Source organism: Pseudomonas sp. BF-B-30 (genome assembly GCF_019956305.1).
GTDB lineage: Bacteria > Pseudomonadota > Gammaproteobacteria > Pseudomonadales > Pseudomonadaceae > Aquipseudomonas > Aquipseudomonas jessenii.
Genome location: NZ_JAHBDG010000015.1, coordinates 1 through 24,651, shown reverse-complemented (window position 1 = coordinate 24,651; position 24,651 = coordinate 1). Strand labels below are relative to the sequence as shown.

21 protein-coding genes and 2 pseudogenes are annotated in these 24,651 nt (G+C 59.5%); 12 read left to right on the top strand and 11 right to left on the bottom strand.

Features of this window, described 5'->3' with window-relative positions; all coding sequences use genetic code 11:
* Positions 1-23: 23 nt before the first annotated feature.
* Both KGB29_RS10190 and KGB29_RS10185 read right to left on the bottom strand, forming a co-directional pair.
* Positions 24-437 carry a DUF4398 domain-containing protein gene (locus tag KGB29_RS10190; protein ID WP_057716200.1) on the bottom strand — a complete coding sequence of 138 codons (414 nt, stop codon included), beginning with the start codon at positions 435-437 and terminating at the stop codon, positions 24-26.
* A gap of 329 nt (positions 438-766) precedes the next feature.
* Positions 767-1,111, bottom strand: coding sequence for a hypothetical protein (locus tag KGB29_RS10185; RefSeq protein ID WP_056721034.1), 345 nt, complete (start codon positions 1,109-1,111; stop codon positions 767-769).
* A 201-nt stretch (positions 1,112-1,312) separates the two neighbouring features.
* On the opposite strand from KGB29_RS10185, the gene ppc reads away from it, so the two are divergent.
* The 6 genes from ppc (at position 1,313) to KGB29_RS10155 (ending at position 7,925) form a co-directional block, all read left to right on the top strand.
* Positions 1,313-3,943 carry a phosphoenolpyruvate carboxylase gene (ppc, locus tag KGB29_RS10180; protein ID WP_150812879.1) on the top strand — a complete coding sequence of 877 codons (2,631 nt, stop codon included), beginning with the start codon at positions 1,313-1,315 and terminating at the stop codon, positions 3,941-3,943.
* Positions 3,944-4,231: 288 nt separating this feature from the next.
* Positions 4,232-4,879, top strand: coding sequence for an adenylate kinase (adk, locus tag KGB29_RS10175; RefSeq protein ID WP_057716198.1), 648 nt, complete (start codon positions 4,232-4,234; stop codon positions 4,877-4,879).
* 94 nt (positions 4,880-4,973) lie between these two features.
* The gene (tsaB, locus tag KGB29_RS10170; RefSeq protein WP_150812880.1) at positions 4,974-5,648 is read left to right on the top strand and encodes a tRNA (adenosine(37)-N6)-threonylcarbamoyltransferase complex dimerization subunit type 1 TsaB; all 675 of its coding nucleotides are present in this window, start codon (positions 4,974-4,976) and stop codon (positions 5,646-5,648) included.
* Between the two features lie 255 nt (positions 5,649-5,903).
* The gene (locus KGB29_RS10165; RefSeq protein WP_057716196.1) at positions 5,904-6,209 is read left to right on the top strand and encodes a hypothetical protein; all 306 of its coding nucleotides are present in this window, start codon (positions 5,904-5,906) and stop codon (positions 6,207-6,209) included.
* The gene (locus KGB29_RS10160) at positions 6,209-7,069 is read left to right on the top strand and encodes a DUF72 domain-containing protein (protein WP_150812881.1); all 861 of its coding nucleotides are present in this window, start codon (positions 6,209-6,211) and stop codon (positions 7,067-7,069) included. The genes KGB29_RS10165 and KGB29_RS10160 overlap by 1 nt, the downstream gene beginning before the upstream one ends.
* 34 nt (positions 7,070-7,103) lie before the next feature.
* Positions 7,104-7,925, top strand: a complete 822-nt coding sequence (locus tag KGB29_RS10155) for an isocitrate lyase/phosphoenolpyruvate mutase family protein (RefSeq protein WP_154947629.1) — start codon at positions 7,104-7,106, stop codon at positions 7,923-7,925.
* Positions 7,926-7,947: 22 nt separating this feature from the next.
* On the opposite strand, the gene KGB29_RS10150 is transcribed toward KGB29_RS10155, so the two are convergent.
* A complete protein-coding gene (locus tag KGB29_RS10150; protein WP_154861823.1) occupies positions 7,948-8,568 on the bottom strand; it encodes an energy transducer TonB in 621 nt (206 codons plus the stop codon).
* Between the two features lie 93 nt (positions 8,569-8,661).
* Between KGB29_RS10150 and KGB29_RS10145 the strand changes: the two genes are divergently transcribed.
* A complete protein-coding gene (locus tag KGB29_RS10145; protein WP_057716192.1) occupies positions 8,662-9,444 on the top strand; it encodes a class I SAM-dependent methyltransferase in 783 nt (260 codons plus the stop codon).
* A 132-nt stretch (positions 9,445-9,576) separates the two neighbouring features.
* On the opposite strand, the gene KGB29_RS10140 is transcribed toward KGB29_RS10145, so the two are convergent.
* Positions 9,577-10,215 (bottom strand): TetR/AcrR family transcriptional regulator, encoded by a 639-nt coding sequence (locus tag KGB29_RS10140; RefSeq protein WP_154861822.1) that lies wholly within the window; start codon positions 10,213-10,215, stop codon positions 9,577-9,579.
* A gap of 93 nt (positions 10,216-10,308) precedes the next feature.
* Here KGB29_RS10140 and KGB29_RS10135 point away from each other — a divergent pair, with 93 nt between their 5' ends.
* The 4 genes from KGB29_RS10135 (at position 10,309) to KGB29_RS10120 (ending at position 17,389) form a co-directional block, all read left to right on the top strand.
* Positions 10,309-11,409 (top strand): efflux RND transporter periplasmic adaptor subunit, encoded by a 1,101-nt coding sequence (locus tag KGB29_RS10135; protein ID WP_057716190.1) that lies wholly within the window; start codon positions 10,309-10,311, stop codon positions 11,407-11,409.
* A gap of 6 nt (positions 11,410-11,415) precedes the next feature.
* Positions 11,416-14,481: an efflux RND transporter permease subunit gene (locus KGB29_RS10130; protein ID WP_057716189.1), complete on the top strand. Its 3,066-nt coding sequence runs from the start codon at positions 11,416-11,418 to the stop codon at positions 14,479-14,481.
* A 1,136-nt stretch (positions 14,482-15,617) separates the two neighbouring features.
* Complete coding sequence (locus KGB29_RS10125) at positions 15,618-15,899, top strand: DUF6124 family protein (RefSeq protein ID WP_154861820.1); 282 nt, start codon at positions 15,618-15,620, stop codon at positions 15,897-15,899.
* 143 nt (positions 15,900-16,042) lie between these two features.
* Positions 16,043-17,389, top strand: coding sequence for a Fic family protein (locus KGB29_RS10120; RefSeq protein WP_154861819.1), 1,347 nt, complete (start codon positions 16,043-16,045; stop codon positions 17,387-17,389).
* A gap of 45 nt (positions 17,390-17,434) precedes the next feature.
* On the opposite strand, the gene KGB29_RS10115 is transcribed toward KGB29_RS10120, so the two are convergent.
* The 7 genes and pseudogenes from KGB29_RS10115 to plsB all read right to left on the bottom strand — a co-directional run bounded on the left by KGB29_RS10115 (position 17,435) and on the right by plsB (position 24,097).
* Entirely contained in the window at positions 17,435-18,124 is a 690-nt protein-coding gene (locus KGB29_RS10115; protein ID WP_150812889.1) for a DUF4197 domain-containing protein, read from the bottom strand.
* A gap of 27 nt (positions 18,125-18,151) precedes the next feature.
* Positions 18,152-18,549, bottom strand: a pseudogene (locus KGB29_RS10110) (YbaY family lipoprotein).
* Between the two features lie 450 nt (positions 18,550-18,999).
* Positions 19,000-19,350: a YbaY family lipoprotein gene (locus KGB29_RS10105; RefSeq protein WP_159389528.1), complete on the bottom strand. Its 351-nt coding sequence runs from the start codon at positions 19,348-19,350 to the stop codon at positions 19,000-19,002.
* Between the two features lie 262 nt (positions 19,351-19,612).
* A pseudogene (locus tag KGB29_RS10100) lies at positions 19,613-20,298 on the bottom strand (DUF4197 domain-containing protein).
* A gap of 25 nt (positions 20,299-20,323) precedes the next feature.
* The gene (locus KGB29_RS10095; RefSeq protein ID WP_150812891.1) at positions 20,324-20,722 is read right to left on the bottom strand and encodes a YbaY family lipoprotein; all 399 of its coding nucleotides are present in this window, start codon (positions 20,720-20,722) and stop codon (positions 20,324-20,326) included.
* 93 nt (positions 20,723-20,815) lie between these two features.
* Entirely contained in the window at positions 20,816-21,451 is a 636-nt protein-coding gene (locus tag KGB29_RS10090; RefSeq protein ID WP_150812892.1) for a hypothetical protein, read from the bottom strand.
* A 153-nt stretch (positions 21,452-21,604) separates the two neighbouring features.
* Positions 21,605-24,097 (bottom strand): glycerol-3-phosphate 1-O-acyltransferase PlsB, encoded by a 2,493-nt coding sequence (plsB, locus tag KGB29_RS10085; RefSeq protein WP_150812893.1) that lies wholly within the window; start codon positions 24,095-24,097, stop codon positions 21,605-21,607.
* Between the two features lie 236 nt (positions 24,098-24,333).
* Here plsB and KGB29_RS10080 point away from each other — a divergent pair, with 236 nt between their 5' ends.
* The gene (locus KGB29_RS10080) at positions 24,334-24,543 is read left to right on the top strand and encodes a cold shock domain-containing protein (RefSeq protein WP_007954750.1); all 210 of its coding nucleotides are present in this window, start codon (positions 24,334-24,336) and stop codon (positions 24,541-24,543) included.
* Positions 24,544-24,651: the final 108 nt, after the last annotated feature.

Genomic DNA, 24,651 nt, shown 5'->3' with positions numbered 1-24,651 from the left:
GGGAATGCGTAGTGCCGCGCCGCTTACTGCACGGTGCGCTGGCTTTCCTGACGCAATTCCTGAACGCCTTTCTGCGCGTCCTTCACTGATTGTTCGGCCTTCATCGCCTGGGCCTTGCGCTCGGCCACGCGAGCGTCCCACTCGGCCTGTTCGGCGAGCATCCGGGCCTGGTCGTATTTTTTGTCGTGCATGGCGATTTCGGCTTGCTTGAGCTTGTCCTGGGCCGACTTCATTTCCACGGCGGCGAACTCGGTGCCGCCGGCGCTCACGGCGTCGTTGACGGCCGATTGGGTGACAGCGTACTGCTCGGTCGGCGGGTTACCAGCGCAGCCGGCCAGGACCAGGCTGCTGCCCAGAGCCAACGCCGCCAGTTTGAGGCTACGCGAACAGGTGAATGAGGGACTTCCGATTCGGGTTTTCATGGTCTTCAACTCCATTGGGCCAGTTCCTGAAAAACGTCGAAGTCCACCCTGGGCAGGGCGCTGAAACCATCAATTGCGGGGTATTTTGAAACGCTCGTCCCAGGCGTGGTTACTTGGGTTGACCCGAGGCTTTTTTTGAAAGTTCAGAGAATTTAGCCGGCTATCGAAAAACCTGGATCGAGTCGACAGCGCCCTATAGGGCAGGACAAGCGCAATTTTTTGAATTGGCACACGGGCTGATGTGGGAGCGGGCTTGCTCGCGAAAGCGGTCTATCAGTCAACGTAGATGTCGAATGTTAAACCGCTTTCGCGAGCAAGCCCGCTCCCACAAGTTCTGTGGAAAATCAGTGTTTCTGTTTGTCCTCAGGCACCGACAAATCGTGCAAATGCCGACGGGACAGCGCCAGAAAGCGCGGGGTCGGCCCAATGTCTTCATACAGTGGATCGCCTTCTTCATCGGTGGCGACCACGGTTGTGCCCTTGACGTACGGGAAGCTTCTTTCCAGCTCTTCCAGCGCGGCGCCGATCAGATCGCCGAGCAGTTCTTCAGGATGCCGCTTGGGATACATCTCGACGAGCGCGGCCAGGCGTGCGGCAGACTCCACGTCCAGATGAATCGAGTAGCCGGTGTCGGTCAGGCGACCCTTGGCGTTTTCTTCCCAGTGGTGGGCAAGCTCGCGGATTTTCATATTGACCTCATTGCGCTCCCGCTCGTGGCAGGCAGGGTGAGTGTGCGGCATTGGCCGGCGATAGCCGTTGTACGGTTAATCTTCAGACTAGCTTCAACAGGCAAGGTTTAAAGGCCCTTCGTCGTCTTGCTTGTAAGAACCTGTCTGGGGCGGCACTCTCTTGTTTCTTAGCCGTCCGGATTTTTTGCTGGAGACCTGCTGATGACCGATATTGATGCACGCTTGCGCGAGGACGTTCACCTGTTGGGTGAGCTGTTGGGCAACACCATTCGTGAACAATATGGCGACGGTTTTCTCGACAAGATCGAGCAGATCCGCAAAGGCGCCAAGGCTGACCGGCGCGGCTCCATGGACGCCGAGCTCAGCGCCAGCCTCAACCAGTTGACCGAAGACGAGTTGCTGCCGGTGGCGCGGGCGTTCAACCAGTTCCTCAACCTGGCCAACATCGCCGAGCAATATCAGTTGATTCACCGTCGCGAGGAATCCCGGGAGGCGCCGTTCGAAGCCCGGGTGCTGCCGGAGTTGCTCGCGCGCCTGCGCGCCGAAGGGCATGGCGCCGACGCGTTGGCCCGGCAACTGGGTCGGCTGGAGATCGAGCTGGTACTCACTGCGCACCCTACCGAAGTTGCACGCCGCACACTGATCCAGAAGTACGACGCCATCGCCGCGCAACTGGCGGCTCAGGATCACCGTGATCTGACCAGTACCGAGCGCGAGCAGATCAAGACCACCTTGCAACGCCTGATCGCCGAAGCCTGGCACACCGAGGAGATCCGCCGCACGCGCCCGACGCCGGTGGACGAAGCCAAGTGGGGTTTCGCGGTGATCGAGCATTCGCTTTGGCAAGCCATTCCCAATTATCTGCGCAAGGCCGATCAGGCCCTGTACGCCGCCACCGGCCTGCGCCTGCCACTGGAGGCAGCACCGATTCGCTTTGCCTCGTGGATGGGCGGCGACCGCGACGGCAACCCGAACGTGACGGCGGCGGTGACCCGAGAGGTTTTATTGTTGGCGCGCTGGATGGCGGCCGATTTGTACCTGCGCGATGTCGATCGCCTGGCCGCTGAGCTGTCGATGCAGCAGGCCAGCGATGAGTTGAAGGCCAGGGCGGGAGACAGCGCCGAGCCGTACCGGGCAGTGCTCAAACACCTGCGCGAACGCCTGCGGGCAACGCGTAACTGGGCACATGCCGCCTTGTCGACGTCCGCGCCGGCACCGATCGATGTGCTGCAGGACAACCGCGAACTGCTTGATCCACTGGAGCTTTGCTACCGCTCCCTGCACGAGTGCGGCATGGGCGTGATCGCCGATGGGCCGTTGCTCGATTGCCTGCGTCGGGCAGTGACATTCGGTCTGTTCCTGGTTCGTCTGGATGTACGCCAGGACTCGTCGCGGCACACCGCCGCAATGACTGAAATCACCGACTATCTTGGCCTCGGCCGCTACGAAGACTGGAGCGAAGAAGAGCGCATCGCCTTCCTGATGCGCGAATTGAGCAATCGTCGGCCCTTGTTGCCGAACTACTTCAAACCTTGCGCCGACACCGCCGAGGTGCTGGCGACCTGCCGGGAAATCGCCGCTGCGCCGCCTGCATCCCTCGGTTCCTATGTGATCTCCATGGCCGGTGCGGCTTCTGATGTACTCGCCGTGCAGTTGCTGCTCAAAGAGTCCGGCGTGTTGCGGCCGATGCGTGTGGTGCCGCTGTTCGAAACCCTGGCCGACCTCGACAACGCGGGGCCGGTGATCGAGAAGCTGCTGCTGTTGCCGGGCTATCGCGCGCGCCTGCAAGGGCCGCAGGAAGTGATGATCGGCTACTCCGACTCGGCCAAGGACGCCGGCACCACCGCGGCGGCCTGGGCGCAGTACCGGGCGCAGGAGCGACTGGTGGATATCTGCCGCGAGCAACAAGTCGAGCTGCTGTTGTTCCACGGTCGCGGCGGCACGGTGGGGCGTGGCGGCGGCCCGGCCCACGCGGCGATCCTGTCGCAGCCGCCGGGTTCGGTGGCGGGGCGTTTCCGCACCACCGAGCAGGGCGAAATGATTCGATTCAAATTCGGCCTGCCGGACATCGCCGAGCAAAACCTCAATCTGTATCTGGCCGCCGTGCTTGAGGCGACCTTGCTGCCTCCGCCGCCACCTACGCCCGAGTGGCGCCATTTGATGGACGAACTGGCTGCGGATGGTGTCAGCGCCTACCGTGCCGTGGTGCGGGAAAACCCGCAGTTCGTGGAGTATTTCCGCCAGTCCACGCCGGAGCAGGAGCTCGGCCGTTTGCCGCTGGGCAGTCGTCCGGCCAAGCGCCGGGCCGGGGGGATCGAAAGCCTGCGGGCGATCCCATGGATTTTCGGCTGGACCCAGACGCGCCTGATGCTGCCGGCCTGGCTGGGTTGGGAAGCGGCCCTGAGCAAGGCGCTGGAGCGTGGCGAAGGCGAACTGCTGGGGCAAATGCGCGAGCAGTGGCCGTTCTTCCGCACCCGCATCGACATGCTGGAAATGGTCCTGGCCAAGGCCGATGCCGACATTGCACAGTCCTACGATGAGCGTCTGGTAGAGCCGAATCTGTTGCCATTGGGTGCGCACTTACGCGACCTATTGTCGCAGGCGTGCACCATCGTTCTCGGCCTGACCGGGCAGTCGCAGCTACTGGCACATAGCCCAGCGACCCTTGAGTTCATCCGCTTGCGCAACACCTACCTCGACCCGCTTCATCTATTGCAGGCCGAGTTGCTGGCCCGTTCAAGAGTGCAGGACGTGGCGCAGGGCAGCCCGGTAGAACAGGCCTTGCTGGTGTCTGTGGCGGGGATTGCCGCCGGTTTGCGCAACACCGGCTAAGGTCTTTGCCATGGGGTCAGGCATCCGGCAGGTGAGCCGGATGCCGCCGTTTGACGGGTGCAAAAGTGCTGCCAGGCGACAGTTAATGACGGGGTTGCGACTTGGGAAACTGTGCGCAATGGTCGCAGGAGGCAGCGGTTTCTCCGACTTTTGGCGTCTTGTGTGGGCGCAGCCTGCTGTGTATCTTGATCAGCCTTTGACCGTTTGGGCGGTCACGACCCTATTTTTGAGATTGGCCCCACGAGGCGAATCTGACGTTATCCATATAAAAAATTGAGGAGCACATCGATGCGCGTCATTCTGCTGGGAGCTCCCGGGGCCGGTAAAGGTACTCAGGCACAGTTCATCACCGAAAAATTCGGCATTCCACAAATCTCCACCGGCGACATGTTGCGTGCAGCGGTCAAGGCCGGCACCGAGCTGGGCATCAAGGCCAAGAGCATCATGGATGCCGGTGGCCTGGTGTCCGATGACCTGATCATCGCACTGGTCAAGGACCGCATCGCCCAGTCCGACTGCGCCAACGGTTTCCTGTTCGATGGCTTCCCGCGCACCATTCCCCAGGCTGAAGCCCTGGTGACTGCAGGCGTCGAGCTCGATGCCGTGGTTGAAATCGCCGTTGAAGACGAAGAAATCGTCCAGCGTATCGCCGGTCGCCGTGTTCACGAGGCCAGCGGCCGCGTGTACCACATCGTCTACAACCCGCCGAAAGTGGCTGGTATTGACGACGTCACCGGTGAAGAGCTGGTACAGCGCAAGGACGACACCGAAGAAACCGTGCGTCATCGCCTGTCGGTCTACCACTCCCAGACCAAGCCGCTGGTGGACTTCTACCAGAAGCTGTCGGCTGCCAATGGCAAGCCGAAGTACAGCCACATCGAAGGCGTTGGCTCGGTTGAAGCGATCACCGCCAAGGTGCTTGCAGCCCTGAGCTGAAAAGTCTGACCCGCTGCATCATCCACGGCCCGCTTGCGGGCCGTAGTTGTTTATACTGACGCACTTTTTTCTGATCTCTCTTGTGGATACATCGATGAGCACCTTGCTGGCCCTGGACACCGCGACTGAAGCTTGCTCCGTTGCCTTGCTGCATGACGGCAAGGTCACGAGCCATTACGAGGTGATCCCGCGCCTGCACGCGCAGAAGCTGTTGCCGATGATCAAGCAATTGCTGGCCGATGCGGGCACCACGCTGCAAGCGGTCGATGCCATTGCCTTCGGCCGTGGCCCGGGCGCCTTCACCGGTGTGCGCATCGCCATCGGCGTGGTGCAAGGCCTGGCGTTTGCCCTGGATCGCCCGGTGCTGCCGGTGTCGAACCTGGCCGTGCTGGCGCAACGTGCGCTGCGCGAACACGGCGCCACTCAGGTCGCCGCCGCCATCGATGCGCGTATGGATGAAGTGTATTGGGGTTGCTACCGCGAAACGGCCGGGGAGATGCGCCTGGTGGGGGCGGAAGCGGTACTGCCGCCGGAGTCCGCTGCATTGCCGGCCGATGTCGGCGGCGAATGGTTCGGCGCAGGCACCGGTTGGGGCTATGGCGAGCGTATCGCCGTCAGCCTGAGCGGGCAGGACGCGGGCATGTTGCCCCACGCGCAAGACTTGCTGACACTGGCGCGATTTGCCTGGGCGCGCGGCGAGGCGATCGTGGCCGATGAGGCGCAGCCGGTGTATCTGCGCGATAAAGTGGCGACGCCCAAGGCGCGTTGATTCACGCAGTACCTGTGGGAGCGGGCTTGCTCGCGAAGGCGGTATAACATTCAACATTTCTGTTGCCTGGCACACCGTCTTCGCGAGCAAGCCCGCTCCCACAGGGTTAGTGTTCTGCACCAGTTCTGCCAATCGTCATTTTCTAACCCCAGCTTTTAAACCTTTTGCCTTTTATGTGTTCTAGTTATCACTCGGCGGTTTGCGAAGTGGATTTTGCGCCACTAAACTGCCATCACTGATTCCGAGTATGCACTTATGCGTATAGACGGCGTTTCCTCTCAGTCCTACCCCATCAAGCGCAAACCCCGCAAAGGCCGCGTGGTGGAAGACGACGCCATTGATATCGAAGGCGAGCTGGAATTCCCGACTGAAGAGCAATTGGCTGCCCGCGCCGCTAAAGCCTCTGCGCAAAAACTGAGCAATCTTCCCGCCCGTCAGCAAGACATGATTTACCACCGTGCCATGAGCAAAAGCGTAGCGACAGCCCTGGCCAGCTACCTGAGCACCGCCGGTTTCGTCGATTGGGAAGCGGATGTGCTGGGTCTCGACCTGTACATCTGATGGTGCTGCCGTATTACCTCGGTTGCCCATCCTGGAGCGAAAACGCCTGGCGCGACTACCTGTATCCGCCGGACGCCAAATCCGCCGACTTTCTTGATCTCTATTGCCAGGTTTTCAATGCCGTGGAAGGCAACACGACCTTCTACGCGAGCCCGGCTGCCAGCACCGTGCAGCGTTGGGCCGAAACCATGCCCGAACATTTTCGTTTCACTGCCAAGTTTCCCGGTGAGATCAGCCACGGTGGCGATCTGCGCGAGCAACTGACCGCCGCCGAAACCTTTCTGCAATTGCTCGGCCCTCTGGGTGAACGGGTGTCGCCGTTGTGGTTGCAGTTGTCGAAAAGCTTCACGCCCCAACGTTTGCCTGAGCTGGCCGGGTTTATCGATGCCCTGCAGCGACCACTGGCCGTTGAAGTGCGGCATGACGAGTTTTTCGCCAAGGGTGACAGCGAACGAATGCTCAACCGGCTGTTGCTGGATCGCGGTGTCGAACGCATCTGTCTCGATCCCCGTGCGCTGTTCAGTTGCACCTCGACCGAGCCTTCGGTGCTCCACGCCCAGTCGAAGAAACCCCGTGTGCCACCGCGGCCGGCGGCATTCACGCAATTTCCGCAGGTGCGTTTTATCGGCCATCCGACGCTTGAGGCCAACGATACGTTCCTGGAACCATGGGTCGAGAAAATCGCGTTATGGATCGAAGAAGGTCGTACGCCGTACATCTTCCTGCACACGGCCGACAACCTGCTGGCCGCGAAACTGGCGCAGCGTTTTCACGCCCGGCTGATGCTGCGTTTGCCTGGCTTGCCAGCGCTGCCTGAGCTATACAGAGAACCCGTCGCCGAGCAACTTGGCCTGCTCTGAGGCGGATTCTTTCCCCTCTTCAGGAGCCTGCCCAATGGATGCGCAAACCCTTCGAGCCCAGGCGTTCAAAGCCCTTCACGAACGCCTCGGGGCATTTGTGATTCCCAATCCGTGGGATGCCGGTTCGGCAAAAATGCTTGCCAGCCTCGGCTTCGAGGCGCTGGCGACTACCAGTGCCGGTTATGCCTTTTCCCAGGGGCGTGCCGATGGCGGATTGACCCTCGACGATACCCTGATGAACGTTCAGGCGATTGTCGCCGCCACCGACCTGCCGGTTGCCGTCGACCTGGAAAACGGTTTTGCCGACAACCCGGCTGATTGCGCCAAAAGTATCTTGCGCGCGGCAGAGGTCGGAGCGGTCGGCGGTTCGATCGAAGATGCCACCGGCCGCGAAGAAGGCCCGATCTACTGTTTTGAACACGCCGTGGCGCGCATCGAAGCTGCTGTGGCTGCCGCTCGCAGTCTGCCGTTCCACTTTACGTTGACTGCCCGGGCGGAAAACTTTCTGCACGGCAATCCCGATCTGGCCGACACCATCCGCCGTTTGCAGGCATTCGCCGAGGCCGGTGCCGATGTGCTCTACGCACCGGGCTTGCGCAGTGCCGAGGATGTGCTGGCGGTGGTGCGCGCCGTGGCACCAAAACCGGTGAATGTGTTGATGTCGGGCGGCTTGAAGCTGACGGTCGCGCAGTTGGGTGAAATGGGCGTCAAACGTATCAGCGTCGGTTCGGCGCTGGCCTTGGCGGCCTATGGCGAATTCTTCCGCGCCGCCGAAGAAATCCAGACCTCAGGCACGTTCGGTTTCACGTCCCGGTCGATGCCGTATCAGAAGGCGAATCAGTTTTTCAAAGGTTGAGGGAAGAGGGCGCGGCTGAGGATCAGGCGGCGATGCGCAGGTTCTGCAGGATGATCGGGCGCGCCCAGCCATTGTCGAAATCGAGTTGTTTCTGCTGCTCCACCCGTTCTTCTGGCGAGAACGGCGGGAACGGCTTGTCGAGCAGCTCGAGTTCGAACTCGGCGATGGGCAGGTGCAGCGGACGCGGTTGCAGGGCAGGGCCAGCTTCTGGCAGCGGTTGACCGGCGTTCAATACGATCGGGCGAACCCAGCCGCTTTCGAAGTCCTGCTGTTTTTGCTGGGCGACGATTTCGTCCGCCGGGAACGGTGGGAACGGCTTGTCCGCCAGGTCCATTTCGAATTCGGCAATCGGCAGGAACAGCGGCTCGGGCGGGCGGATTATGTTGTCCTTCACGTCGCATTCACGCTGGGACACGATGTGGGCCAGCAGGTCGCTGCCGACCGTGGGTTCGACTGGGCTTTCGAGATCGACCGGTGGAAAATTCAGAGACTCAGGTAGCACTTCACCCGACTGTTCGGCCAGCGCTCGGGCAAAGAAATCCTGCCAGATGTGGCTGACGCCGCTCAGTGCCTGGGTGTTTCGCAGGTTGTAGTCGCCGTAGGGCGAGATAAAACCTGTGATTGTGGGTTGAATGTCTGACATTTCTCTCGGTAGACGCTCAGCTCTGGCAAAATGCTCGATAGTTTTGTTATCGGCAGTTTTTGCCGATCATTAATTTTTTGAGCGTGTTTTCCGATGATTGATCAACCTGCGGCCTGCCGCATCCATGTTCAGGCCCTCGACGCGGCTTTCGAGCCACAAGCCGAGCAATGGGCCGAGCGCCTGGGCTTGCCAATGCAAGTAGCGGACGGCGAATTTGCCTTGCAGGTGGGTGACATGGGCTTGCAGCTGCAACAGCTGGGGCCGGATGCGCCGGGGCCGGTGCGGGTGGACTTCGTCGAGGGTGGTGCGGCCCATCGCCGACTGTACGGCGGCGGCAGCGGGCAGATGATCGCCAAGGCTGTTGGCGTCGCCCAAGGCGTGCGCCCACGGGTGCTGGATGCCACGGCGGGGCTGGGCAAGGATGCGTTCGTGCTGGCCAGCCTCGGTTGCGAGATGAGCCTGATCGAGCGTCAGCCGCTGATCGGTGCCTTGCTGGAAGACGGCCTGGCCCGTGGCGCGGAAGATTTCGACGTGGCCCCGATCGTGGCGCGCATGCGCTTGCTCAAGGGCAATTCGATCGAGGTCATGCGCAACTGGGAGGGCGAACCGCCCCAGGTGATCTACCTCGACCCGATGTTCCCGCACCGCGAGAAAACCGCGCTGGTGAAGAAGGAAATGCGCCTGTTCCGGCCGCTGGTGGGCGATGATCCGGATGCGCCGGCATTGCTCGAAGCCGCGCTGGCCCTGGCCAGCCACAGGGTGGTGGTCAAGCGCCCGCGCAAGGCGCCTTGCATTGAAGGGCCGAAGCCGAGTCATGCGCTGGATGGCAAGTCCAGTCGGTATGACATCTATCCGAAGAAGGCGCTCAAGCCTTAAGACCGCAGCGCCTGCTTTCGCGAGCAAGCCCGCTCCCACATTCGACCGCGTACTGTCTGACGGAACCAGGTCACCTGTGGGAGCGGGCTTGCTCGCGAAAGCGTCAGTATAAACGCTGCAAGTTCATCTGCCTCAATCAGGCCGATAAGCCCGCATAAACAACCCCACCACCTCCCGCACATGGCTCTCCGCCTCTTCGCCAACCGGTGGCTCGCCGCAGCCATACAGCAAACGGAAATTCCCGGCGCCCTTGAGCAGGCAGAAGAAGTGCTCGGCCGCGTTGTGCGGCTTGTCGATGCGCAGCACACCACTTTCATCGATCTTGCTCAGCAGGCGCTCCATGCCATGCAGCATGCGCTCTGGGCCGGCCTCAAAGAAAATTTGCGCGAGTTTCGGGTCCTGGCTGCCCAGGGTCATCATCAGCCGGTGCAGGTTCACTGATTCATCACTGTTGATCAGTTGATGAAAACCGCGCGCGATGTTCAGCAGCACGGTTTCCACGGCCACGCCTTCCGGCAGTTCGAAGAACAGCGGTGGCAACTGTTCCTCGCACTTGGCCATCACGGCGGAGGAGAACAGCGTCTCCTTGTCGTTGAAGTGGCTATAGACCGTCAGCTTCGACACGCCGGCCTCGGCCGCGACGGCATCCATGCTGGTATTGGCATAACCCTTACTCAGAAACAGCACTTTCGCTGCATCGAGAATTGCCTGGCGCTTGACCAGGTCCTTGGGTCTGCCTGGGCCATTGGGTGCTGAAAGATTGTTTGGCATATTCGTTTTTATTACTGGACTGGTGAGTTTGCTATTAATAACATACTGCTCAGTATAATTATTCAAAGCACCATTAGCGAAAGGTCCTTCACCATGTTCCGCTATGCCTTGTCCCTCGCGTTGCCAGTCACCCTGGCTTTTTTATTGTCTGCGTGTGGTCATGAAGAAGCGCCGCAAGTCAGCGTGCGTCCGGCCATGGTGGTCCAGCCAGAGCCTTCGGCGCAGGCCATGGAAAGCTATCCCGGTGAAGTTCGCGCGCGGTATGAACCGGATCTGGCGTTCCGCATCGGCGGCAAAGTCAGCCGACGACTGGTCGAGGAGGGGCAGCGGGTCAAGGCCGATCAACCCTTGGCGGAGCTCGATCCCCAGGACGTGCGCCTGCAACTGGAGGCCACTCGCGCCCAGGTCGCAGCCGCCGAAGCCAATCTGAACCTGGTGCGATCCGAGCGTGATCGCTACAAGACCCTGATGGAGCGCCAACTGGTCAGTCGTTCGCAATACGACAACGCCGAAAACCTCTACCGTTCCGGTGAAGCGCGCCTCAAGCAAATCAAAGCCGAATTCAACGTTTCCAATAACCAGGCCAGCTACGCCGTGTTGCGTGCGCCGCAGGACGGCGTCGTGGCCAAGCGCCTGGTGGAAGTCGGGCAAGTCGTGGCAGCCGGGCAAACGGTGTTCACACTGGCAACCGATGGCGAGCGTGAGGTCTTGATCAGCCTGCCGGAGCAGAACTTCGGCCGCTTCAAGGTCGGTGAACCGGTGTCGGTGGAACTCTGGACCCAGCCCGACCAGCGTCTCGCCGGGCGCATCCGTGAATTGTCGCCGTCAGCCGATCCCAAGTCGCGTACCTTCGCGGCGCGTATCGCCTTCAAGACCGGCACTGTGCCTGTCGAACTGGGCCAGAGCGCCCGAGTGTTCGTGCAGGCCGCCGACGTGGTTCCACTGTCCGTTCCGCTGTCTGCGCTGACGGCGGAAAACGGCGTGACCTATGTCTGGGTCGTCCGCGCCAATAACACCTTGCAAAGGACCCCGGTGCGGGTCGGTGCCTTCGGCGAGAAAACCGTACCGGTGCTTGAAGGGCTCAGCGCCAGCGACTGGGTGGTGGCCGCCGGTGTTCATGTGCTTCTCGAAGGGCAGCAGGTGCGCCCGGTGGATCGCTCCAATCGCGTGGTCAATCTGGCGGACAAGGAGTAAGCCCCGATGCGCTTCAACGTTTCCGAATGGGCGCTGCGTAATCGCCAGATCGTCCTGTTCCTGATGCTGTTGCTGGCCATCGTCGGCGCACTTTCCTACACCAAGCTCGGCCAGAGTGAGGACCCGCCGTTCACCTTCAAGGCCATGGTGATTCGCACCAACTGGCCGGGGGCGACCGCCGAGGAAGTCTCGCGCCAGGTCACCGAACGCATCGAAAAGAAACTGATGGAAACCGGCGAATACGAACGCATCGTGTCGTTCTCCCGCCCCGGCGAATCCCAGGTGACCTTCATTGCGCGCGACTCCATGCACTCGGTGGAGATCCCGGAGCTCTGGTATCAGGTGCGCAAGAAGATCAACGACATCCGTCATACCCTGCCGCCGGGGATTCAGGGACCGTTTTTCAACGATGAATTCGGCACCACTTTCGGCAATATTTACGCCCTGAGCGGCGAGGGCTTCGACTACGCCGTGCTCAAGGATTACGCCGACCGCATCCAGATCCAGCTGCAACGGGTCAAGGATGTGGGCAAGGTCGAGCTGCTGGGGTTGCAGGACGAGAAAATCTGGATCGAACTCTCCAACGTCAAGCTCGCCACCCTCGGCTTGCCGCTGGCGGTCGTCCAGCAAGCCCTTGAAGAACAGAACGCGGTGTCGACGGCAGGTTTCTTCGAAACCAGCAGCGAGCGCTTGCAGCTACGGGTGACGGGGAATTTTCAAACGGTCGACGAGATCAAGAACTTCCCGATCCGGGTCGGTGATCGCACCTTCCGCATCTCCGACGTGGCTGACGTGCGCCGTGGTTTCAACGATCCACCGGCGCCGCGCATGCGCTTCATGGCGCAAGACGCCATCGGCCTGGCGGTGGCAATGAAGAACGGCGGTGACATCCTGGTACTGGGCAAGGCGCTGGAAATCGAGTTCGCCCGCATACAGAAAAACCTCCCGGCCGGCATGGAGTTGCGCAAAGTCTCCGACCAACCGGCGGCGGTGAAAACCGGTGTTGGTGAGTTCGTGCAAGTGTTGGTCGAGGCGCTGGCCATTGTGTTGCTGGTGAGCTTCTTCTCCCTTGGCGTGCGCACTGGCATGGTGGTGGCGCTGGCGATTCCGCTGGTGCTGGCGATGACGTTCGCGTGCATGTATTACCTGGGCATCGGCCTGCACAAGATCTCCCTCGGCGCGCTGGTACTGGCCCTGGGTTTGCTGGTGGACGACGCGATCATTGCCGTGGAAATGATGGCGATCAAAATGGAGCAGGGCTTCGACCGGGTCAAAGCGGCGAGTTATGCCTGGACCAGTACCGCGTTCCCGATGCTCACCGGTACGCTGATCACCGCGGCCGGCTTCCTGCCGATTGCCACGGCGCAATCGGGCACTGGCGAATACACCCGCTCGATCTTCGAGGTGGTCACCATCGCGCTGTTGGCGTCGTGGGTGGCCGCGGTGGTCTTCGTGCCGTACCTCGGGGAAAAACTCCTGCCGGACCTGGCGAAGATTCATGCCGCCAAACACGGTGCCGGCCAGCCCGATCCCTATGCCACGCCGTTTTATCAGCGCGTCCGGCGTCTGGTGGAATGGTGCGTGCGCTGGCGCAAAACCGTGATCCTGGCGACCGTGCTGTTGTTCATCGCTTCCATCGTGCTGTTCAAGTTTGTGCCGCAGCAGTTCTTCCCGGCATCGGGGCGCCTGGAGTTGATGGTCGATCTGAAACTGGCCGAAGGCGCTTCGCTGAGCAATACCGCCGACGAGGTCAAACGCCTTGAAGCGCTGCTCAAGGACAAGGCCGGGATCGACAATTACGTGGCCTACGTCGGCACCGGTTCGCCACGATTCTACCTGCCGCTGGATCAGCAACTGCCGGCTGCGAGCTTCGCCCAGTTTGTCGTCCTGGCAAAAACCATCGAAGAACGGGAAGCCCTGCGCACCTGGTTGATCTCAACCCTTAACGAGCAATTTCCCGCTCTGCGTTCGCGGGTCACGCGCCTGGAAAACGGTCCGCCGGTTGGCTATCCGGTGCAGTTCCGCGTGACCGGGGAGCACATCGAGGAGGTGCGGGCGCTGGCGCGCAAGGTCGCGGCCAAGGTTCGCGAGAACCCGCATGTGGTCAACGTCCACCTGGATTGGGAAGAACCGAGCAAGGTGGTGTACCTGAACATCGATCAGGACCGTGCGCGGGCGCTGGGCGTGAGCACGGCCAACCTGTCGAGGTTCCTGCAAAGCTCCCTGACCGGTTCCAGTGTCAGCCAGTACCGTGAAGACAACGAGTTGATCGAGATCCTGTTGCGCGGCACCGTGCATGAGCGCACCGAGTTGTCATTGCTGCCGAGCCTGGCGGTGCCGACCGATAACGGTCGCAGCGTCGCGCTGTCGCAGATCGCGACCCTGGAATACGGCTTCGAGGAGGGCATCATCTGGCACCGCAACCGCCTGCCCAACGTGACGGTTCGCGCCGACATCTATGGCAAGGAGCAACCGGCGACGCTGGTGCAGCAGATCATGCCGACCCTCGATCCGATTCGCGCTGAACTGCCCGACGGGTACTTGTTGGATGTCGGCGGCACGGTGGAAGACTCGGCGCGCGGACAGAACTCGGTGAAGGCCGGTGTGCCGTTGTTCATCGTGGTGGTGTTGACCTTGCTGATGCTGCAGCTGCGAAGTTTTTCGCGCACGGCGATGGTGTTCCTGACGGCGCCGCTGGGGTTGATCGGGGTGACGCTGTTTCTGTTGGTGTTCCGCCAGCCCTTTGGTTTCGTGGCCATGTTGGGGACTATCGCCTTGTCCGGGATGATCATGCGTAACTCGGTGATTCTGGTGGATCAGATCGAGCAGGATATTGCGGCGGGGCTCAAGCCTTGGCAGGCGATCATCGAGGCGACGGTGCGGCGGTTCCGGCCGATCGTGCTGACGGCGCTGGCGGCGGTGTTGGCGATGATTCCTCTGTCGCGCAGTGTGTTTTTCGGGCCGATGGCGGTGGCGATCATGGGGGGGTTGATTGTTGCTACGGCGTTGACGCTGCTGTTTTTGCCGGCGTTGTATGCGGCCTGGTTTCGGGTCAGGAAGGAGTCCGTTTGACCGGGTACATATCCATTTCTTCGGTAACGGCCACTGGCGGTTTCGCCCTTACGGCGAGTCCCTTTTGGCAAACGCCCCAAAAGGAACCAAAAGGTCTCGCCCCTTACGTACGGCCCCTCGCTTAGGCTCGGGGTTCCTTCGCTCCGGTATTCATCCGGGGGCATTGCCCTCCGGTCGGCTTCGCTTCGACCTACATGCAATGAGTTCGACTGCGTCGAACGGCGCTGCGCGCCAATCCCCGGATGAACACCTCCACTCAGCCTCCCGAGGGGGCGGGCAGATCAAAAGCAACCGAGGCGGCCTACCGGCCGGCCTAGTTGTCTGGTCCGTGCGCAGACCAAATTGTGGGAGCGGGCTTGCTCGCGAAGGCGGCCTGCCAGCCAACCAATTCCTTGAAGATGTCCCCAGCCCAACTGTAGGAGCGAGCTTGCTCGCGATGACGGCCCGCCAGCCAACCAATTCCTCACAGATGTACCCAGCCCAATTGTGGGAGCGGGCTTGCTCGCGAAGACGGCCCGCCAGCCAACCAATTCCTCACAGATGTACCCGGCCCAACTGTGGGAGCGGGCTTGCTCGCGAAGGCGGCCTGCCAGCCAACCTATTCCTCACAGATGTACCCAGCCCAACTGTGGGAGCGGGCTTGCTCGCGAAGACGGCCCGCCAGCCAACCAATTCCTCACAGATGTACCCAGCCCAATTGTGGGAGCGGGCTTGCTCGCGAAGGCGGCCTACCAGCCAACCCATTCCTTGCAGATGTCACCCAGCCCAACTGTAGGAGCCAGCCTGTTCGCGATGACGGACTTACAGTCAACGCTGTTTATCGCCCAAGCCATTCATTCAGACCATTCCCACAAGACTTTCAGCTTGCTCGTCGGAAGCCCGATCTCTAGCCTTTGCTCGTCGCTGTCAATTCAGCGACCGGGACTGCAAGCCCGCCAATAGTTTGTTAGGCGCCCACTGGCGCACCTATAATCGTGGCGCTTTTTTAGCGACCACCGATTTATGGTGGCTGTGTGCGGGAGATCTTCGGATCTGCCGAGGTTGCCTAACGACTCGGTCTTGCAGACCTGCACACAGCTGCCACCCATCATCTGCAAGTGATGCTGGCTGCTCCAACTTTCGTTAGGAGCTTCACAATGATCAAACCCAGCCCAAACCCCCCGGCTTCAGAAACCGCAGAACATATCGGCGCTTCAAGTCGCCCCTGCCCAATTTTCACCATCCGCCCAGACGTCGATTCCGAAACCCTGCTGGTCCACGCCTACGAAACCCTCGCCTCAGCCAACGTGATGGCGACCGAACTGTCGTCCATCCTGACCGGCCCCACCTGCAATCTGGCACTCGGCATTCAGCAGATGATCGTCCTGGCGCAGCTATCAGTGAATCGCGTCCTCGATCAGCTGGATCCGCAGCAATAGTCAAAGGAAAAAGCCCGCTGAACCTGTACCAACCAGCGGGCCTTCATTGTTCCTACATTGATCTCGGCCCCGTCTGATATTGAGGCTAAAAAGCTCAGGTGTTGTACTCAGAGCCAAGTTTCACGCATGTTTGAGACAGCGCCATGAAAAATCCACCCACATTGAGAGGCCGGTCCGATCCGGTGTTTGATCGGCTGTTGCGATCGCCCCACAAGGAACGCCTTTCGGAGTACCTCGCCTTGCTCAAGCCCCTGGACGATCAGGGGCGTTACCTGCCGTTCGATTCATTGCGCTACCGCTGGGCGCCCGGGCTGGATTCGAACCTGTGCTGGGCCTTGGTCAAGAAAGCGCGGACTGCACAGTATTCGAGCCTTTTGCCTTTGGGTGAACCGGCCTGCTGGCTGAAGTTCATGCTGACGCCGCAGGCGCAAAAAGCCATTTCCGTAGTGGATCGTCAGGCGACAACCGCAGTGCTGGAATACATGACCGGCCAGATTGGCGAGCGCGCTCATTTCAGCTATTTGCTCAATGATCTGATCGAAGACGAGGCCATCAGCAGCAGCCAGCTTGAAGGTGCGGCCACCACGACGCGGGTGGCCAAGGACATGCTCAAGCGCCATCGTTCGCCGCGCACACCGGATGAACGAATGGTCATCGGTAACTTCAAGATGATGAACTTCGCCTGGGAGCAGCGTTACGAGCCACTGAGCGTTGAGCTGATTGCGGCCATGCATCGAGTTGGCGTCGAGGGTATCGACGATTCGCAGTACTCGCCTGGAGCATTCAGGACCAACGATGACGTCGTAGTCCAGGATGGCGAGGGCAACACCGTGCATTCGCCACCACCTGCAACAGGGCTCGTGTCACGTTTGCAGGGGCTGGCGAAGTGGATCAATCAACCCCACAACAACCCTCATCAAGCGGACTACCTTCATCCATTGATCAAAGCCATCGCGCTGCATTTTGTCTTGGGTTACGAGCATCCTTTTCGCGACGGCAACGGTCGGGTAGCGCGTGCGTTGTTTTACTGGTTCATGTTCAAAAATGACTACTCGGCGTTTCGCTACATCGCCATCAGTGTTTTGTTGCGCAATGCGCCGTTGAAGTACGGGCGGTCGTATTTGAATACCGAAGCGGATGAGCTGGATCTGACGTACTTCATCGATTTCCAGTGTTCGGTGGTGTTGCGGGCTGTGGGCAGTTTTACCGGGACTTATCGGAAAAGTCTGGACGATGCTGAGCAATTTGATTGCTGGTTGCGTGAAAGTGGTTTTCTCGACCAGCTCACCGAGAAACAGCGGGCATTGTTTCAGGTAGCCAGGAGCGGAATGGCCAAGGAGTTCACGGCGGTCAATGTGAAGGAAAATCTCGGTTGCTCTTACAACACGGCATCAGCCACGCTAAATGGGCTGGTCGCGTTGAAGTTGTTCGAGAAACGCAAGATGGGGCGCGAGTGGGTGTTCTTTCTAAGACCCGTATCAGCGGCCTGAACCTTTGTGGGAGCAAGACTGCTCCCACAGGTTTTGTGTAGCGGCTCAGAGCGTGCCAAACACTTTCTTCGCCAAACTGGTCGCTGCAGCCGCCGGGTTCTGGCGGATGGTTTCTTCCTGTTTGCCGATCATCTCGAACAAGCCATTCAGCGCCTGCTCGGTGACGTAGTTTTCGACGTTGGCGTTTTTCGCATCCACTACGCCCATGGTCGCCGCTTGCCCGGCGAAGGAGTTGTACTGCTGGGCCAGGCCAACCTTGTCGGTGGCTTGCTTGACGATGGGCAGGAACCTGGCGCGGATCTGTTCGCGGCTGGTCTTGTTCAGGTATTGGGTGGCCGAGTCATTGCCGCCGCTGAGGATGCCCTTGGCATCTTCCACGGTCATTTTCTTAACGGCATCGACCAGGATCGGCTGGGCCTGGGTCACGGCGGTTTCCGCCGCTTTGTTCATGCTGGCTTCCAGTTCATCGACCTGATCACCCATGCCGAACTGCTTCATTTTGCTGGCGACCTTGCCCAGTTTGCCCGGCAGTTCGATTTTTACGTCAGGGTTGTTGCTGAACCCGCCTGGGGTGCCAAGTTGTTTTACGGCCAGTTGCGCGCCTTGGGTCAGGGCGTCCTTGAGACCGCCGGTGGCGTCTTTTTGCGACAGGTCGCTGAGGGACAGCGCGAGTGCGCTCGCGGAAATCATCAGGCCTGCGCACAGGCCGGCAAAGCGAAGGGTAGGGCGGAGCATGAGAGCTTCCTTGTTCGAAGAATGAATTTAGCGGACTGCGTCGACGCGGATTTTCAGGAGCTGCGGGTCTTTGCCATCGAGTTGCACGGCATGATGTTCAGTGGTGATGAACAGCAACTTGCCGTCAACTTCAATGCGCGCGCTGACGGAGTAGCGATGACCCGGTTTGACCTGGCCGGATCGTAACTCAGATGGAATGGCAGGGGCACCTGGCCTTTGACCTGAGACTTCTGTTCGTCGATGACCACTGCCGGCGCGTCGGCCAGGGACACGTCCTGCAAGCTCACGCTCAGGATGGCGGTGGGGGGCAGGGCGCTGCGTTGCAAGTAAAAGACTTCGCCGTCGAGGCTGGCCTTCGGAGCAGATTGCATGGATTGACAGGCGCTTAGCAAGACAGCAAGTCCGAGTAGGGAGAGTTTTTTCATGAGGCGGATCCTTGTCATTGGCGTTTAAAAAAGATCGGCGCCGACATTCGCCAGTTTGCAGATAAAAACTTTACCATCCAGCGATACTTCAAGTCCGGATGTTGGGTGTTGCCAGGCCGTTTTCGTCGATAGTCTTTTCAGCCAGCGTCACAGACAACTTTGAATTGGCGGGTTAACCAATTCCGGGCATCCAGTTTTTTTCGACTGCAATGCAGTCCACGGGACTCAAGAAGATGTCGGTATCTTCTTGGGCAATTGGTTTGTAGTGTGAATAAAACGGAAATAGCCATGCTTTCCGTCAATTATAAGGAAAATGTCAGGTTTCAGGTGCTATTGCTGTTTTCGCCGCATCAATTGTCCAATGACCGGCGTGTCCAACTCAGGCCGTGTTGGACACGTGGTGTCGTTGGCACCTGGAGGCGCCAACGACAATTTCAGCAAAACTGCCGGTTATGCGCCTGGCGAAACACTAACGATGCTCACCACCACATCTTTGACCCACAAAAACTCCGCGCTCAAATCCAGCGGGGCATGTTCCGTGGAGGTGAAGACCACTTGGTCTTCATAGAGGATGCTTGCACTGATGGAGTAGGTGTGCCCGTACTGCAGTTTTGCAAGCTCGCAACTCAATGTGTAGTCCATGCCATTTTGATTCACATTGGAATAGATCTCTGTAGCCAGTGTTTTTAGAGCATTTGGCTGAGTGACATCCACTAAGCTGACATGGAGGGTCGAGCCAGGCAGAAGGCCAACTTTTTCGAGATAAATCACGTTGCCGGTAATTTCTTTTTCGCTATTCATATTGACTTCCTTTTCAAAGAATCGTCGGTATTGACGAGTGCTAACCATAGAGTCGATACCAAAATTTTTATGTAGGGTAATTCCTGCAATCCGGGACGAAGAGTGGGTTTGATCTGGGAGGAACTTTCTTACTTCTGCCAAATACTCGAGGGGCATAGTGGCGTTACCAACTCCGCCGCATCTTCACTGCGATGTAACGCAAAAAAAAGCCGCTGGCCTTCACAGGTTCAGGGGGGGCTCTGGCGTTGCCGTCAGTTAAAAATTACAACGTCCCAAATATCTTCTTCGCCAAACTGGTCGCAGCCGCCGGGTTCTGGCGGATGGTTTCTTCCTGTTTGCCGATCATCTCGAACAAGCCATTCAACGCTTGCTCGGTGACGTAGTTTTCGACGTTGGCGTTTTTCGCATCCACTACGCCCATGGTCGCCGCTTGTCCGGCGAACGAGTTGTACTGCTGGGCCAGGCCAACCTTGTCGGTGGCTTGCTTGACGATGGGCAGGAATTTGGCGCAGATCTGTTCGCGACTGGTCTTGTTCAGGTATTGGGTGGCCGAATCGTTGCCGCCGCTAAGGATACCCCTGGCGTCTTCCACGGTCATTTTCTTCACGGCATCGACGAGGATTGGCTGGGCTTGGGTGACTGCGGTTTCCGCCGCCTTGTTCATGCTGGCTTCCAGCTCATCGACCTGATCACCCATGCCGAACTGTTTCATCTTGCTCGCGACTTTGCCCAGTTTGCCCGGCAGTTCGATTTTCACGTCCGGGTTGTTGCTGAAGCCGCCCGGGGTGCCGAGTTGTTTTACGGCCAGTTGCGCACCCTGGGTCAGGGCGTCCTTGAGATCGCCGGTGGCGTCTTTCTGCGACAGGTCGCTGAAGACAGTGCGAGTGCGCTCGCGGAAATCATCAGGCCTGCGCACAGGCCGGCAAAGCGAAGGTTAGGGCGGAACATGGCAGCTTCCCTGTTAAAAAATGAATTAGCGAACGGCGTCGACGCGGATTTTCAGTGGCTGTGGATCACTGCCATCAAGCTGTACGGCGTGGTGTTCGGTGGTGATGAACAGCAACTTGCCGTCAACTTCGATGCGCGCGCTCACCGAGTAGCGATGACCCGGCTTGACCTGGGCGGGATCGTAACTCAGATGGAATGGCAGAGGCACCTGTCCTGTGATCTGGCCCTTCTGTTCGTCAAGGACCAAGGCTGGCGCGTCGGCCACCGATACATCCTGCAAGCTGACACTCAGCGTGGCAGTGGGTGGCAGCGCAATGCGTTGCAAGTAAAAAACTTCACCATCGAGTGATATTTCAGGCGCGGGCGAAGGCGTTTGGCAGGCTGTCAGCAAGGCAAGCGAGGCGAGCAGAGTCAATTTTTTCAAAAGTATTTCCGTGTAGAAAGCGCCAGTAGAGTACTGGCGCCTGTGGGATGACGTAAGCGGCGTTTTCGCTAAGCGTCGATCTGTACGTTGAATTCAGCCACCGAAAACCGGGGGCTGAACAATTTCAGGCATTAGTATCAATTTCGCCGGTTTAAGACCCAGCGACAGTCGGTGCTGACCATGGCTCTCGAATGAGCCGGTCAGTGCGTAAAGTTGGCCTGGCTTGATCATGGACGGGTCATATTTCACGTAGATGGGGGTGATTTGCGCGGTCAGGCCTACACCCTCACTAATAGTGATCTCAGCCTGGTCATCGGTAGTCATTTCAATCAATTTAACAAACAGCTTTGAGTCAGCAGGGTAACCAATTCGGGGCATCCAGGACTTTTCCACAGCGATGTAGCCCACAGGGCTCAAGTGAATGTCCGTATCGTGATCGCCTCCCGCCCACCAGAAATTCTGCTCCAGATCCAGGAGCAGTGCGGTCCCTTGATGGGAGATTTTTACATTGATGGAGAAGCGGCTTCCGATTTTGTTCAACTCAGAATCGACCATAACCGGGAAGCTGAGCGGACGCGTCGATGGAAGTTGGTTGCTCCCCCACCGGCTGTGAAGTCTGGGCGCATCCCTGTTGGTAATGTCTTGTACTCGAATGCTTATTTCGCAGGCCTCCGGTAGTTCAAAGTCTGGAGGAAAGTGCAGGAAGGTATTGATTGTATGTTGGGGCATGATGATTTCCTTATCAATGGACTCGTCGGAAATGACGAGCGCTGAGCATATCTCCCGGGTATTCGAGCGTTATGTAGGAGGCGTTCGCTAGATGAAAGCGAATTGATGACGGGAAGTGTCAGCAAGCGTCCTTGCTTCTGACATATTAATGGGTCATACCCGCTCGACAAGGTCGGCTGCATCTTCACTGCGATGCAACGCCACCTGCCGGATCGACAAGCGAATCTCCGCCGGCAACACCCGCTTGGCCGCGCCTTCAGCCAGTTCACCGAGCAGTTCGTGATAACTCAGCTTGCCCGCTTCATCGCGCTTGAGCACCTCAAGGTCGAGCATGGTCTGGATGAAGTGGCGAAACAGGCTCTTGTCGAAGAATTCCGGGGCGTTCAGGCCATGCAGGATCGACAGGCGTTGGGCCATGACCGTGCACAGGTCTTCCAGTTCTTCGGCGCTGATGCTGTTCTGGCCGCTGTTGAGCAGCAGGGATACGGTCATGTAGAAGCGCTGCAAGGTCTGGGCGATGCTTTTCGACAGCAAGGTCAGCAGCACGAAATGCCGCGAGCTTGGCGCCGGGCGCAAGTACACGTCGTTCTCGAAGCGCAGCAGGCCTTGCTCGACGAACGCCTCCAGCCATTGATCGATCACCGCATCCAGTTCGTCCAGTGACCAGCGAATGAACAGCTCCGCTTGCAGGTAGGGATACAACGCGCGGGTATAGCGCAGGATCTGTTCGCGACTCATGCGCGAGGCGCTCTGGAAGAAGCTCGCCAGCAACGCCGGCAGCGCGAAGATGTGCAGTACGTTGTTGCGGTAGTAGGTCATCAGGACGGCGTTTTGTTCGTCCAGATAGAGAATCTTGCCCAGGGCATCGCTTTGCTCGGACAGCAGGTCCATGTCCTTCACATGCTCGATCAACGCCCGGCCATCGCCTTCCGGCAAGGTGGTGTGTGGCGAATAGGGGACCTTGCGTAGCAGCGCCAGGTACAGATCCAGCACACGCGCCATGGCCCGGTCATCCAGCGCCAGTCGGGTGGTCGACAGCAGCGCCAGCGCCACCAGGTTGACCGGGTTGATCGCCGCCGCTTCGTTGAGATGCTGTGCGACTTTCTCGCCGAGGCGGTTGGTGGTTTCGTTGAGCCAGGCCGGTCTGAACTGCGGGCCGAGTTCCTGTTTGCGCCAGTCCGGCTGTTCGCTGTCGAGGAATTCCGCCAGTTTGATCGGCTCACCGAAGTTCACCGCCACCTGGCCGAAGCGCTGCTTGAGTGCGCCAATGACTTTGAAAATATCGAAGATCGACTCTTTTTTCTTGGCCGCACCGCGCAGTTCGCCGAGGTAGGTCCGGCCTTCCAGCACACGCTCATAGCCGATGTACACCGGCACGAAGACGATGGGCATGCGCGACGAACGCAGGAAGCTGCGCAGGGTGATCGCCAGCATTCCGGTTTTTGGTTGCAGCATGCGCCCGGTGCGCGAGCGGCCACCCTCGACGAAATACTCCACCGGGAAGCCCTTGGTGAACAGGGTGTGCAGGTATTCGTTGAACACCGAGGTGTACAGCGGGTTGCCCTTGAACGTGCGGCGCATGAAGAACGCACCGCCGCGACGCAGCAGGCCGCCGATCACCGGCATGTTCAGGTTGATGCCCGCGGCAATGTGCGGCGGGGTCAGGCCGTTGCGGAACAATAGATAGGACAGCAGAAGATAGTCGATGTGGCTGCGATGGCACGGCACGTAGATCACTTCGTGACCCTGGGCGACCTTCTGCACGCCTTCGATGTGGTTGACCTTGATGCCGTCGTAGATCTTGTTCCAGAACCAGCTCAGCACCACTTCCATAAAACGGATCGCAGTGTAGGTGTAGTCCGAGGCGATTTCGTTGCCGTAGCGTAACGCTTGAGCTTTGGCTTTCTCTGGCGAGATGTTCTCGCGCTCGGCTTCGTCGAGGATCGCTTGTTTGACCTGTGGCTGGTTCAGCAGGCCTTTGACCAGGTTGCGGCGGTGGGAAATGTCCGGGCCGATCACCGCAGCCTTCAGGTTGCGAAAGTGAACCCGCAGGATGCGCTGGGCCATGCGTACGGTGCGCTCGTGACCCTTGTCGTGCTCGATCAGTTCGCGCAGGTGGATCGGCGCGGAGAACTGCACGCGGGTCTTGCGTCCCAGGACGATGACGCTCAGTAACCGACGCAGACGCCCGGTAACGGCCCAGCTGTCGGCGAACAGGAGCTTCCATGGGCTGTTTTCGCTGTCCGGCGACTGCCCCCAGAACACGCTGACCGGAATGATCTGCGCATCTTCGGCGGCGTTCTGGCTCAGGGCGCTGACCAGGCGGGTCAGTGTCGGCGGCGCTCCGCGCTTGTCCTGGCGGCCGAGCCAGTCCGGGTCCGGCGTCAGGTAGAAGAACGCGGCAGGTTCCAGCAGATTGCCCACCGAAACCGGCAGCACCGGACGCGGCAGACCGGCCTTGCTGCATTCGGTGTCGACCACGGCAAGGTCGGTCAGCGAAGGGTTTTGCAGGACGTAGAACACCGGACGACTGCGGTCGAGGTCAAGGGTGAACGACGACTGGTTGATCGTCTCGGAGCGAACCCAGAGGTACAACAGTCGGCGCAGGGTGCCAAACACAAGACGGCGGAACGGGGAGCGGGTCATACGGCTTCTGCGTGAGTGGAAAAAACCAAGCGTTTGCTCGGGCGGTCGATAGTGTGCCGGATTCGTCGAAAATCGGCAAAAAAGCGTGGAAGTAAACTCCTGTTGAGAGTTTTAACGTCTGTCATATACTCGGCGCTCTGTCGCCGTTGCCCTCATGGGACCGGTATGCGCAGGCTGACGTTCCCGAGGCTTTCCTGCGAAAAGCCCGACCAATAATAAAAAGGGAGTATGAACAAATGGCAACACGCGAAACCGGCAACGTGAAGTGGTTCAACGACGCCAAGGGCTACGGCTTCATTCAGCGCGAGGACGGGGTGGATGTGTTCGTGCATTACCGCGCGATTCGCGGTGAAGGCCACCGTTCGCTGACCGAAGGCCAGCAGGTTGAATATGCGGTGGTGGAAGGGCAGAAGGGGTTGCAGGCTGAGGATGTGGTGGGGTTGTAATCCACTCTTCAGATCACGCAAAACTACTGTGGGAGCGGGCTTGCTCGCGAAAGCGGTGTGTCAGTCAAAGCTGATGTCGACTGATGTACCGCTTTCGCGAGCAAGCCC